This window comes from Polaribacter staleyi (assembly GCF_038024045.1).
In the GTDB taxonomy this organism is placed as follows: domain Bacteria; phylum Bacteroidota; class Bacteroidia; order Flavobacteriales; family Flavobacteriaceae; genus Polaribacter; species Polaribacter butkevichii.
Map to the genome: position 1 here is coordinate 3443878 of NZ_CP150665.1, position 14215 is coordinate 3458092.

A 14215-nucleotide genomic window follows, 5' to 3' on the forward strand; every position below is an offset into this window, starting at 1 on the left:
TGACGAACTTATTTAACCGTTTTTTGCTTCTTTAAAAATTTCTTTTACGGCAATTTGGTAGTTTTTTACGTTGCTTGCCTTTTTAATTTTTTTATACGTTTTTTGAGGATTTGTAAAACTCTTTGAAAAATACTCCCAAAAACCAAGCATTTTCATTTTTATTGGAGTTGGCCCAGAAAGTGCGGCGTCATATTCTGTAAAAATACGATCATGAAATTCATTAAAAATATCAAATCTATTTTTTGGATATTCTGTGGTATCGTTTTTAATCATACTTGGTAAAAAAGGATCTGCAATTAAGCCGCGTCCAATCATCCAATGATCTATTGATGTAAATCGTTCTTGTAGTTTTTTAAATGCTGCAACAGAAGTGATATCACCATTATAATACATTTTATGTTTGCTATTGTCTAAGCATTTTTGAAATGCCTCTAAATTAGTTCCGCCTTTGTATAGTTGTTTTCCAATTCTTGCGTGAATAGCAATATTTTTTAAAGGATAAGTGTCTAAAATAGGTAACACATCTAGAATTTCTTCGGGAGTTTCATAGCCCATTCTCATTTTCATAGAAACAAGAATATCCGATTCATTATGAATTTTATGAAGAATACTATTTATTTTTTCAGGATCTGCAATTAGTCCAGAACCCATTCCGCGTTTGGTAACCATCGGGTAGGGGCAACCTAAATTCCAGTTTAATTCTTTGTAACCTAATTCTCTTACGTATTTAGATACAAAAAGAAACTCTTCTACATCGTTGGTAATAATTTGCGGAATTACCTCTAACTCTGTATTATTCTCTAAAAGAATATCTTTTTTGTAAGAATTTTTAATCACCATTTTACCATTCAAACGGATATATGGTGAATAGAATGTGTCTATTCCTCCAAAAAAATGATTGAAAGCATTTCTAAATTTGTAATCTGTAAATCCTTGTAAAGGAGAAGATAAAAGTGTCTGACTCATAAAAAATATTCTGTTGCAAATATAGAATACTTTTTAATGCGTTTGATAAACATAATTGTAGATATTATAATAAATACTTACAAATTGTTTATCGAGTTTCTTGTTTTAGGTTGAGGTAGGGTTATGGTTTTGTTATCGTGATTGTGTATGATTAGTGGCGTGTTTGAAAAGGTACTTTTCAGATGTTTAAAATTAATGTATTTTAGTGTTCTAAATATCATATTTACAATTAATTAGTTGTTTTTTTATATGTATTTCTGGCAAATCGTTTTATTCATGTTTTATTCTTTTAATTACAAATTATATGTTCTTTTTAGTATATTTGTATATTAATATTAGAAATTCTTTAGTTAAAAATATTTAAGGCAACGGAAGAGTCCAACGATTTAAGTAACTATTTATAGTGAACAAAATCTGCGGGCTCTCGTTTTTTAAAAATATTTCAATTTTGTTTTAATAAATGGTAGATAATGCTTACTTAAATCATTTTGAATAAGTTTCTTACTTCTCTTTGAAAGTTTATTTGAATAAATACCTCTTCTTCGAGCAACCTTGTAATCAGGGTCAAAATAATCTATTATTAATGCTGTTATTATTCCAAAAACAAGAATTTTTTGTCGTTGATTCTTTTCTTTAGTTTCAGTTAGTGCTTCATCTAATTTATCTATCCAAATTGAAAAGTTCTCATCACTATTATTTTTTTCAATAAATTCTTTTAGTGTTAAAATATTAAATTTAGCGTTTGGTTCGGAAATCATACCTTCTCCAATTATACGTTGAATTGAACGATCTAAAATTCTAAATTTTCTAGATTCAATTGTTTCTATAAATCTAAGAAGGTTTTTACCTTTATCAAGTTTTGCTAAAGAAGTATATTGATTTTCTAAACGTAAATATTCTAAATTACCCCAAAATTGAGAAAAGAGAAACATTACGTATTTCTTGTTATGCTCAGGATTTACTGAGTTAGATTTTTCAGGGTTAATGAATGACGCAAAATCTTCCTTTGCCAATGATTCAATTTTCCCATATAATTCACTTGCAGATTTAAGTAAGGGATCTATGTTTTTGTTAAGAATATTCTTCGCATTAATTCTTGATTCTATTATTCTTTTTAAATCTGGATATAGAAATTTAAAACCTTCCCATAAAACACCTCCTGTTAATATTGCTGTTATTGTCTTTATTGTTTCCATTTATATGCTCACTAACTTTATTGATATGGTGAATTTTAATTTGATATATCAGACGATAACGAAATTAGTGTTTTTTAGGTTTAGAAGCAACCCAAATTACTAGGTACAAAAAAGCTTCATCAATTAAGACGAGGTTTTAGTTTTTTTTAAAAGCTCGTATGTAATCAAAAATTAATTTTTACTAGATTTTAAAGGAGTGTTTAACCAGTAATCATGTTCTAGTTGTAACTTGGTTATTTTGGCTCTAGATAATGGAGCGTTTTTATCTATAAATTTATTTTGTTGAGTTGCTGTTTTATTTTCAAAGGTTTCTTGTACAAAGAATTCACGATATTGATTCATCTTTATACTCGCTCTTTCATCAATTTTATGACCACTTAGATCTTTTAACTTGGTAATATCAAACTGAAAAAAAGAAGTATATCTAGGGGTGTTTTTTTCGTTTTCAAAATCTATTTCGGCAATAGATTTGTCATCAATAAAAACATTAAAAATTCTTAGACTACCTTCAAAAGGACTAATAGCAGTTACTTTTAATCTTTTATTTTTGTAATAGATTTTAAAATTTCTTTTATCAATACTTGTAAGTGCTACACTTCTGTTAAAATAGATTTTAAAAGTTTTTTGTTTGCTATTGAAAAAGGTTTTATCAATTTTAAAATAATTTCCATTGGTTGCTTCAAAGAAATTATTAAAAGTGATGTAGTTCAAATACATTTTATCTTTTTTTGGAGTGTATTCTATGGTAACAGCATATTGTGGGTTTTTCTTGTTTCTGTAGTAAAGATTGTAGTTCAATTTATAAATAGAAAAATCTTGTTTAGAAATATAAATACTGCCATAAGCAGAGTATTCAAAACTTGTTTTTTCTAAAATAGAAGAAAAAGTTACTTCATATAAAGGGATACTATCTGCAAACACGATGTTTTTTAATCTGAATTTATGGTTTTTTACAAAGTCTTTTTGAAAAACATTGCTATAAGAAAAAGACATTTTATTATAATTTCTAATAGCATTTGTAAGGTTTAAAAGATTTAATTCATTGCCTCCTAAAGGAGAAATGTATACACTTTCAGAATACTTTTTTCTTTTATTATCATACGGAATTGTAAGGGTAGAGTCTCTAATAAATTCTTGGTTGATTTTATAATTATATAAAAGAGATTGATTTTTAGGATCTGTTAATTTATCACTATCAAAACCAGCATCAAAAGATTCTATAATAGCTTCGTGTACATTTAAGTATTTAATGGCTATTTTAGATTGCCTGTTTTTTTGATAAGAATCTCCAACGGGTTGCTGGTAATCTCTATAATAACCAATATAAGAATGTGCTTCTGTTGGATAATTATCCAATATGTTGTCAATGGCCCTTTTAACAATTTGGATGCCTAATAATTTCCTTTTTTTCTTTTTAGTAGTTTTGATAATAACTTCATCTAATTTGTTATTTGAGGGAGCTAAATAAATGATATTTATATCCTTGTTATTTAGTTTAGATAGTTGTATTTCTTTAGATATATACCCGATGGAAGATATTTTAATAACACCGTTACTTTTATATTTAGCAGGTATTTGAAAACCTCCGTTTAAGTCTGCGTGTGTGCCTCTTTCTATTTTTTTAAGCATTACTGTAGCATAAGTTATAGGTTGTTTAGAAAATGCATCTAAAACTTTACAAGAAATTTTTTCTTGAGCAAACAATGCGGTAATAAATAGGTTAAAAAAAAAGGTGAAAAAGTATGTTTTTTGTTTCAACATATAAGGTCTGTAATTATTTAAATAGTATCAATCCCTTCAAAAAAATGATTGAATACATTTCTAAATTTTTGTAAAGGAGAAGAGAAAGTGCTTGACTCATAAAAAAATAATGTTGTGCAAATATAGGATACTTTTTAAAGTATTTTACAACCAAATAAGTGTAGACCCAATAAATGAGTTTTGCTTTATTTTTGCTTTTTTTTATTTAATTAGAGCATCTTTTAAGTGAGAAAAACAGAAATAAGTTATTAGAATAGTATTGATTAAAAGTAGAAGGACTTCTTTTTGAGTTTGTTTTTAAAGAGATATCAATATTTTTAAAAACATTATTAGAAAATTACCGTTACGTGTAGAAAATGTTATTATTAAAATTGTAACGGTAATTTTTTTCTTTTTAGGTTGATAATTTTGCTTACTAACATCTAAAAAAATAGCAAAATAAAGGGTCTGCTTTAGAAATGTTTTTGAGGTAAATGTATCTACATTTAAGAGAATCTATTTTTTTATGAAATTTACTTTGTGAGTATAAATCATTATTACCTTAAAATATATTCATACATATAATCCATTCCCATTTTGGTTTCGTAGTCTTTTAATAGATGATATTTACGCTGCCATTTAATAAATTCGTAATAATGCCAAATAACTTTTGGTACTTTTATACATCGTTCTTTTCTAAACAAACGAATACATTTGCGTACCATTATAATTTTAGGAGCATGAAAACCCCAAGTTTCTTTTTTTATCCACTCTTGATTTAGACTTGCAAAATCAGAATTCAATAATCCAGAAGAATACAAAGAAGCGCTAGATACAACTGGTGTTTCTTCATTGTTTTTTATTTTATTTCTAGGAGCTCTAAAAGGGGTTCCTAAATTAGTACGATTTAATAGTCCATCTCCATCGGTATATCCATAGTTATTATCATGTCCTCTTGCCACTTCATCTACATTGTCAAAATGGTCTCCTGTAGTTTGAAGTATGGTAAAATGGTTGTGTATAAATTGTCCTGGTCTGTCTACAATACCTCTTACGCTATTACCTTGTAACATTCCGGTAGGAGATAAAAACGGACTTATATAGTAGTTTCTTTCTCCTCTTTGAAAGTTTTTACCAGATTTACTCATTTGTACAATAGCTTTACGCTTCATCAAAGGGGTTCCTTTGTCAACTAACTTCCCTCTGTTTTTTACCATAAAACCCGGCCTTCTTTTTATATGACTAGATTGGCTTCCATTGCTTAACACCCCATCATCAAAACCTCTAATTAATAAATTACCAGGAAACGTTAACAGTCCTTCGGCAGATTTTCCTGTAGTACTTCCTGTCATTATTAAGGTAGGAATGCTACTACTCATTAAAGGTCTCCATTTATATTTAGACACCATAGGTGTTAAATCAAACAAAATAGTATTGGTAGGATTAAAATTAGCATGTTGTTGTAAGTTGTTATTCTGAAAAAACACCTTAGCAGCAGTTTTTAATACAGGATTTATAGTAAGTCCTGCTAAAACGGCAATTCCTGTTGTAGCTAATGGGCTACCACCGTAAGCAGCATCAAATCCTATTTGGGCATCTATTTTATTTGTTATAAACCTAACATCTCCATAATAATCTTTATAAGTTTGGTTAGTACCAGACTTTTCTGCAATACTAAACATGGTACTTGCTACCAATCCTCCGGTAGAATGTGTAACTACAACAATACCATTACTTCCAAAACATCTTTTATTTTTATATTGTTCGTTAGATTTTACAACACCAATATTTTCTCCTGCCATGGCATCTCTAATCTGAGTTAATACGGCATGAATTGCAACCTCTAATCTTTGGTTTGCAGAATAAGAAACAATAAGATAAGAATTAGACGGAGCTATAGCACTTCCTAAACCTCTTTTTATATGATTTTCCCAATAGTCTTTGGCTTCATTATAAAACTCACCTCCCTTATAAAATTCGTTTTTATCATCTGGCCATTTTCCTTGAAATGTTGGCGAAGGTTTTAAGTTACCCATAATTGCATTTAATTGCAAACCATGTATATAAACAACGTCCCTACCTCCAAATGGTTTTGTAGGGTCTAAAGCAGGTTTTTTATCAGAACATTTTGCTTTACCATTATAAACAATAGGTTGTATTCCATTCTTAGGCTTAAAATATTCGGGTGCTTCTTTTATCAATTTGTTTTCTATTTCCTCTAATTCTTTTTCAGCTTTTTCTATTTCAATGGCATCATGTGCATTGGGCTGTATGGCATCTTCCTCTGCATCATCACCTCCAATAGATAAGCAATCATCGGCTATATTTGCATACCAGTCTAAAGTAGAGGTATCTTGGTTAGGGTATAGGTCTTGTACTGTTCCTACCAAATATTCTTCATTGGTTATGGTAATGTTTTCATTTCCACTAGCATTTCCTACATCATAGGTCAAATTGTTTTCTTCACAAGTTGATTTTGCTTCGTCTAAACAAACTCGGTCTATCAGTAAGTTTAATCTTGCTCTGTTATTTTCAGGAATAAAAACCAAAGCAATGTTTTCAAAATCTTTATGTGCTTTCCAAGTAGAAAGGGTTATTTTATTCCAATCATCATAATAAGGGATGTTACCGCTTACAGTCATTATAGCAATGTTAGAGCTTGGTGTTAAGGTGTTTAAAGTCCCGTTAAAAGCAATTGCTTTTATTTTAAAAGATGATTTTTCTTTTACATGCTTTATAGAAAATTTTAATTGATAGTTTTTATCTTTTCTAATTGGAGTTTGTAATTTTTGATAAATAATAGTATTCGGACTTGCTAGAAGTCCTGCACCAGGATCATCATGTCCGTTAGAAACAGTGTTTACATTAGTATAAGAATTAAAAGAGGTGTTTGTTGTTTTCCAATATACTTTATCTCTAAAGCTTGGGTCAAAAATATATTTGGTATTACAAGCATGCGGATCTGTATTGTCAACCACAGTTTCTTTATCAAAATAATAAAATATGTTCCAATTTGTATCTTCTTCATTGGGTGTTTCTCCTTTAAATTCAATATTCCAAGCGTAAGCATGGTTTAAAGCTAGAGAAAGGTTGCTAAAGGTTTTACTAACTCCTGTATTTATATTAGAAAGTATTTCTTCTTGTAAAACAATATGATTTTGAGCAGCCCAATTAGGATCATTTGTAATTTTTACAACTGTAAGTACAATTGTTTTAGAGCTAGCACTTTTGGTTTGTGCTGCTTGTAAACGAGGAACTTCTTTGTTTAATGTGTATTTAAAACTAGGGGAGTTTGTATAAACAATTGCTTCATTTGCTGGAGAAATCATTGTTTTTTTTACAATTCCTTTATCTTTAGCTAAAACCATGGGCTTGGTTACTTTTTTCATTGTAGCACTCTTTTTTACAGCTCTAATCTGCGCAAAGGAATTAATAGAAATGATAAAAGTTAAAATCACTAATAGTTTCGTTTTCATACGTCTATGGTTTTAGCAAAAATTAATTTATGAATGTAATAGTTGAAAATATTTTACCTATTAACAGTTCAAATATATCATTCAATCAATTAGTTGTAAAGGTTCATTTAAGCAACGTTGCAGTTCATCTAAGGAACTGTTATTTAGGGGTATAATGTTTTGTAGTTGTTTAAGGTTTTTTGGTTAGTTAAAAAAAAAGTAAATTATTTTTTAAAAATATAAGGCTTGTAATGGTCTAAAAAGAAAAAACCTCATCAATTAAGATGAGGTTTTAAATATTTGTAAAATAATGTTTTTATTATTTAGGATCTAAAATTGTATCAATTCTATCTACAACATCTTGTAGGTGATAGCGTGTTAACGTATTGCCTCTATTAGATGCAGATTTTGCATCACGTTGTAAACGTTTTAACTCGCCTCTTGCTACAGATTTTACATCAGATTGATTTATTGTAATACCAGTTGTTTTTCTATAACCGCTATTACTACCTCTTTGGTCTGATGCTTTATTTAATAGATAATCTAACCTGTCTAAATAAGCTCTTTGTAAGTTTCTTCTGTAGGTGTCAATAGACTTTCCTGTATAAATTTCACTCCAAACTCCTTTTCTTAAATCGCTCATCATGTTAATTAAAGAGTAAGCTTTAGAACCATTAGAGGTTTCATTTTCTATCATACGTGCCATTCTACCAGCATCTAATATGTTATTTAAAGTTCTTGCTTGTAAACCTCTAACTCTTTCTACAGAACCAGAAAATTCAGTTTTGCTAAAAATGTTTTGATCTAACATCCAAGTAGGTGTTTTAAATAACTCATCAATAACAAATTGCAATGCTTCTTTTTGAGTAGCTTTATCTACAGGAGTATAAACAGCACCTTCTTGGTCTGTGGTTTTATAATTTTCGTAAACCCCACCAACATTTGCTGTTACATGCCCCATATATCTATTAAACTGACTTAAAACTTGTCCGTACATGGTAGATAATTCGTCATAATTTTTACCTTTTTCAGATGTCCATTCCTCTAATCTAGGTAAAATTCTTTGTAAATTTTTAATACCATACATAGAAGCTTTCATGGCGTTGTCTCCTAAATCTTCTGTTTGAGAACTAGGATCTACAACTCCACTTGCTTGTTGATGTCCAAACCTGTACATTGGGTCTCCTGCATGCTTTAAAATCCAAGAGTCTAAAATTGGTTTTTCATCAATAGCACTTTTATCTAAAATAGGTCTGTATCCCCAAGAAATGGCATATTTATCATACGTACCAATATTTGGCATTAATGCAACACCTTTATCTTCTGGTTGTGCAACGTAATTAAAACGAGCATAATCCATAATAGAAGGTGCTGTTCCGTACTTTTTAGTAAAAGAAGCAGAGCGTAAAGAATCTACGGGGTAAGCAGTAGAACTCCCCATATTATGAGGTAATCCTAAAGTGTGACCAAGCTCATGAGAAGAAACAAAACGAATTAAACGTCCCATAGTTTCTGTTTTAAAATTGTTACCTCTTGCATCAGGATTTATTGCTGCAGTTTGTATAAAGTACCAATTGTGTAATAAAGTCATTACATTATGATACCAGTTGATATCCGATTCTAAAATTTCTCCTGATCTTGGGTCGCTAACATGAGGACCGTTTGCATTTGGAATAGGAGAAGCTAAATAACGAATTACAGAATAACGAACATCTTCTGGGCTATACTCTGGATCTTCTTCTTTAGTTGGTGCCATTTTACCAACAATTGCATTTTTAAAACCTGCAGCTTCAAAAGCAACTTGCCAATCGTTTACACCTTGAATAATATAAGGAACCCATTCTTTAGGGGTAGCTCTATCTACATAATAAACAATTTGTTTTTTAGGTTCTACTAATTCTCCTCTTTTAAATTTTTCGATATCTTCATCTTTTACCTCTAAACGATATCTATCTAAATAAGTTACGGTTTTACTTTTTTGAGCTTCTAAGCCATAATCTACTTGTCCGCGTGCAAACCATCCTACACGTTCATCAAAATAACGTCTTTTCATAGGTACTTTAGGTAGTAGTATCATAGAGTTACTCATCTCTAAAGTAATAGAACCTAGTGCCTTGTTTGATGGAGCTTTACTTGCAAAATAAGTTTTTACATGTCTAATTTCTATGTTCTGTGGGTAACTGCTTACGCGGTCTATATAAGAACGATCTTTATCCATTCTTGTTGCACCATAAGCTTTTCTATAAAAATCTGGAAAACCTAAGGGTTTTATATCTGTAGCAAATAAAGCGGTAGCATCTATAACGGTTGCCGTAGAATCTTTACTGATTGCTTTTATTGGAAAAGAAAATAAAATAGGCTCTAAATTAGAGTTTACAACAGCCTCATGTACGGGTAAAATAGTATCAGCAACTACATCGTAAGAAACAATTCTTAACAGAATTTGTTTCTTTTTCTTTTCCCAACGTAGTACTTGTGTATTGGTTTTTCCGCCACCAAAACCAATACCATTGGCAGTTTTAGCAATTCTTGTAACCATTAACATTTCTCTTTTTATAAGAGAATCTGGAATCTCAAAAAGATACTCGTCATCTTTTTTGTGTACTTTAAATAAACCTTCATCAGTTGTGTAGTCTTTGGTAACTACTTTACCGTAAGGTTGAATGTCTCCTTTTTTAGGGGTTGGTTTTTTAGTTTTCTTTGCTGTCTCTTTTTCTTTTTTCTTCCAAAATTGGGCATCCATTTCTGTAGAAAAACCAAGTACAAAAGCTACTAAAAGTAATTTAGTAAAAAGTCTTTTTGTTATCATTAAAGTTATATTTGAATTAAGACACAATTTAGGGAAACTATAAAAAAGGAATCTTAAAGAAAGCTTAAAGAAATGTTAAAGGAAAACCTCTTGTTTAAATAAAAAATAGACTAAAGTGTAAGAATTTTTTTTTAAATTATTTTAGGTGTTTAAGGATGCTTTAGCTAACAATATTAAGCTATAAATTATTTAAAAGTAAGTGTGATAACTTTAGTTTTTAGCTAAAAATATTAAAAAGAAAAACTCATATACAATTAATTGTATATGAGTTTTTCTTTTTATAAATAGTAAAAAGAGTTTGTCTTAATAAGCTCTTTTATCATTTCCTTCGTAAAAGTTAATATAAGCTTGGTTTACAACTCTCATCCCTCCCGGAGTAGGATAATTGCCTGTAAAATACCAATCACCAAGATTATCAGGACACGCTTTGTGTAAACCTTCTATAGATTGATAAATAACTTCTACACCAGCCTTAATATCTTCTGTTTTTAACATTTCTGCAATTTTAGCAGAAATTTCTTCGGGTTTAAAAGGATTGTAAATTTCTTTAACGTGATTTATAATTTCTGTATCTGCTTTGGCTTGTTGTTCTTTACACTTTTTGTAAACATCATCTACAATATGATATTGATTGGTGTCTTTTAACAATTCTAAAGCTGCCTTAAAAGCAATAAAATCATCAATTCTAGCCATGTCAATTCCGTAACAATCTGGGTAACGAATTTGTGGCGCAGAAGAAACTACAACTATTTTTTTAGGACTTAATCTGTCTAAAATTCTAATAATACTTTTCTTTAAGGTTGTTCCACGAACAATACTATCATCAATAATAACAAGGTTGTCGGTAGGTTTTACAACACCGTAAGTAATATCATATACATGCTCTACCAAATCATCTCTACTGCTATCATCAGCAATAAAAGTTCTTAATTTTGCATCTTTAATTGCAATTTTTTCAAAACGAGGTCTTTCAGATAAAATTTCTGTAACTCTTTGCGCAGATAATTTTGTGCCACCTGCTAATATTTTAGCTGTTTTTTGTTGATTTAAAATATCTTCAGCAGCTTCTGTCATTCCGTAAAAAGAGGTTTCCGCTGTATTTGGGATAAAAGAAAATACCGTATTAGAAATATCACTGTTAATAGAGTCTAGTACTTTAGGAAACACATATTTTCCTAAATTTTTACGTTCTTCGTAAATAGAAGCATCACTTCCTCTAGAAAAATAAATACGTTCAAAAGAACATGCCTTGTTTTCTCTTGGTTCTAATACCTTTTTTATAGAAGTTTTTCCGCTCTTTTTAATAATTAAAGCATGTCCTCTTTTTAATTCTTGAACATCATCAATCTTAACATTAAAAACAGTTTGTATAACAGGTCTTTCTGATGCAACAACAACTACTTCTTCATCTTCATAAAAGTAGGTAGGTCTAATTCCGTTTGGATCTCTTAAAACAAAAGCATCTCCATGTCCAACTAAACCTGCCATTGCATATCCACCATCCCAGTTTTTAGAAGATCTTTTTAATACCTTTTTAAGACTTAAATTTTCTTCGATAAATGGAGAGGCGTTTCTTTTATTAAAACCTTCTTTTTTAGCTTGTTGATATAATTTACCAACTTCATCTTCTAAAAAATGACCAATTTTTTCCATTACAGTTACCGTATCGGTAGACTCTTTTGGGTGCTGACCTAACTCAATTAACTCCTCTAACATTTGTTTAGAGTTTGTCATATTAAAGTTACCAGCAACTATTAAGTTTTTGTGTCTCCAATTACTTTGGCGTAAAAAAGGGTGTACACTTTCTATACTATTTTTACCAAAAGTACCATAACGCACGTGTCCTAAAAACAAATTACCAACATAAGGCATGTTTTCTTCTTGCCATGCAACATCGTCTTTTTTATCTGGATTTTGTTCTAAAACTCCATTTAAACGTTCGTTAATTTGAGCAAAAATATCTTGTATAGGTTGCGATTGGTTAGAGCGCACTCTACTAATATACCTTGTGCCTGGGGCTACATTAAATTTTATGCTAGCAAAACCTGCACCATCTTGACCACGATTGTGCTGTTTTTCCATTAATAAATACATTTTATTGATTCCGTAAAAAGCAGAACCGTATTTGTCTTTATAAAATTGTAAAGGCTTCTTTAATCTAACAAGTGCAATTCCACATTCGTGTTTAATAGCGTCACTCATTGGTAGTTATCGTTTTTGTAGGGGTTGTTATAAATAAAAAATCCGCAGCAAAACCTGCGGATTAAAATTAAGATATTTTTATATCAAACTGTGTTAAATCTTTAAAATCTTGTAAGCGAGATTTTACTTCGGCAGCTGTAAGTTCTTGCATTCTATCGGTACCAAATTTCTCTACACAGAAAGAAGCCAAGTTAGAACCATATATAACAGCATTTTTCATGTTGTTAAAAGAGATGTCTTCTGTTTTTGCTAAAAACCCACAAAAACCACCTGCAAAAGTATCTCCTGCTCCCGTTGGATCAAAAACTTCTGCTAACGGTAATGCCGGAGCATAAAACATATTTCCTTCATTAAATAACAAAGCACCATGTTCTCCTTTTTTGATGACCACATATTTTGGTCCCATTTCATGAATCTTTTTAGCCGCATTTACCAAAGAATATTCTCCGGATAATTGACGAGCTTCTTCATCATTAATGGTAATTACATCTACTCTTTTTAAAACGGTATGTAAATCTGCCAAAGCAATATCCATCCAAAAGTTCATCGTATCTAAAACTACTAATTTTGGTCTTTCTGTCATTTGGTCTAAAACAGATGCTTGTGTTAAAGGGTGTAAATTACCTAACATTACAATACCTGCATCTTTAAAACTTTCTGGAACCACAGGGGCAAATGTTTCTAAAACATTTAATTCTGTAATTAAAGTATCTCTAGAGTTCATATCATTATGATATTTACCACTCCAGAAAAAAGTTTTACCTTCTTTGTCAACTTCAATTCCATCGGTATTAATTCCTTTAGAATTCATCATTTCTAGATATGAGGCAGGGAAATCTCCACCAACAACAGAAACAACGCCTGTTTTTACTCCAAATTGACTTGCAGCTAAACCTACATAAGTTCCAGAACCACCTAATATTTTGTCAGTTTTCCCAAAAGGAGTTTCAATAGCATCAAAAGCTACTGTACCAACTGCTAATAATTTACTCATTTCTTAGATTTTATACGTAATTTTGCATTCTAATAAGAATGCTTTTTTAAAAGTGCAAAAATAAGTTTTAAAAATGACTATCAAAGAAATACAAGAAGAAATTATTGATGAGTTTTCTATGTTTGATGATTGGATGGAACGCTATGAGTACATTATAGAGTTAGGGAAATCGTTACCAATGATTGATGATGCACATAAATTAGATGAAAATTTAATAAAAGGTTGTCAGTCTAAAGTATGGTTATATTCAGAATTAGAGAATGATACTATTAAGTTTTCTGCAGATAGTGATGCTATTTTAACCAAAGGAATTGTGGCATTATTATTGAGGGTTTATTCAAATCAAAAACCAGCAGCTATTTTAGCAGCGGATACAGATTTTATTGATGAAATTGGTTTAAAAGAACATTTATCACCCACAAGAGCAAATGGTTTAGTTTCTATGATTAAGTATATAAAAATGTATGCAATTGCGCAACAAACTAAATTATCAAATTAAGATTTTAAAGAATGACAGATAAAGAATTAGAAGTAATAGGTGATAAAATTGTAAATGTTTTAAAAACAATTTATGATCCAGAAATACCAGTAGATATATACGAGTTAGGTTTAATTTATGATGTTTTTGTATCTGAAGAAAACAATGCAAAAATATTAATGACCTTAACTTCACCAAATTGCCCTGTTGCAGAGAGTTTACCTGCGGATGTAGAGGAAAAAGTAAAATCGTTAAAAGAAATTGAAAATTGCGAAGTGGAAATTACGTTCGATCCTACTTGGACACAAGATATGATGAGTGAAGAAGCAAAGCTAGAGCTTGGTATGTTGTAAGTAGTTATTAATGTTAAGTTTT

At 30.1% G+C, this 14215-nt stretch carries 9 protein-coding genes; 2 read left to right on the plus strand and 7 right to left on the minus strand.

Annotation, left to right across the window (positions count from 1 at the left end; all coding sequences use genetic code 11):
- Window positions 1-12: 12 nt before the first annotated feature.
- The 7 genes from WHD07_RS14295 to WHD07_RS14325 form a co-directional block, all read right to left on the minus strand.
- Complete coding sequence (locus WHD07_RS14295) at window positions 13-966, minus strand: tRNA-dihydrouridine synthase family protein (RefSeq protein WP_343328954.1); 954 nt, start codon at window positions 964-966, stop codon at window positions 13-15.
- A 431-nt stretch (window positions 967-1397) separates the two neighbouring features.
- On the minus strand, window positions 1398-2162 hold the full coding sequence (locus WHD07_RS14300) for a hypothetical protein (protein ID WP_343328955.1): 765 nt from the start codon (window positions 2160-2162) through the stop codon (window positions 1398-1400).
- Window positions 2163-2333: 171 nt separating this feature from the next.
- Window positions 2334-3923: a carboxypeptidase-like regulatory domain-containing protein gene (locus WHD07_RS14305; RefSeq protein WP_343328956.1), complete on the minus strand. Its 1590-nt coding sequence runs from the start codon at window positions 3921-3923 to the stop codon at window positions 2334-2336.
- 536 nt (window positions 3924-4459) lie between these two features.
- A complete protein-coding gene (locus WHD07_RS14310) occupies window positions 4460-7378 on the minus strand; it encodes a hypothetical protein (protein WP_343328957.1) in 2919 nt (972 codons plus the stop codon).
- Between the two features lie 298 nt (window positions 7379-7676).
- Window positions 7677-10166: a zinc-dependent metalloprotease gene (locus tag WHD07_RS14315; RefSeq protein WP_343328958.1), complete on the minus strand. Its 2490-nt coding sequence runs from the start codon at window positions 10164-10166 to the stop codon at window positions 7677-7679.
- Window positions 10167-10469: 303 nt separating this feature from the next.
- Window positions 10470-12368, minus strand: coding sequence for an amidophosphoribosyltransferase (locus tag WHD07_RS14320; protein WP_343328959.1), 1899 nt, complete (start codon window positions 12366-12368; stop codon window positions 10470-10472).
- 67 nt (window positions 12369-12435) lie between these two features.
- Window positions 12436-13362, minus strand: coding sequence for a PfkB family carbohydrate kinase (locus tag WHD07_RS14325; protein WP_343328960.1), 927 nt, complete (start codon window positions 13360-13362; stop codon window positions 12436-12438).
- Window positions 13363-13435: 73 nt separating this feature from the next.
- On the opposite strand from WHD07_RS14325, the gene WHD07_RS14330 reads away from it, so the two are divergent.
- Window positions 13436-13861 (plus strand): SufE family protein, encoded by a 426-nt coding sequence (locus WHD07_RS14330; RefSeq protein WP_105047567.1) that lies wholly within the window; start codon window positions 13436-13438, stop codon window positions 13859-13861.
- 11 nt (window positions 13862-13872) lie between these two features.
- A complete protein-coding gene (locus WHD07_RS14335) occupies window positions 13873-14193 on the plus strand; it encodes a DUF59 domain-containing protein (protein ID WP_343328961.1) in 321 nt (106 codons plus the stop codon).
- Window positions 14194-14215: the final 22 nt, after the last annotated feature.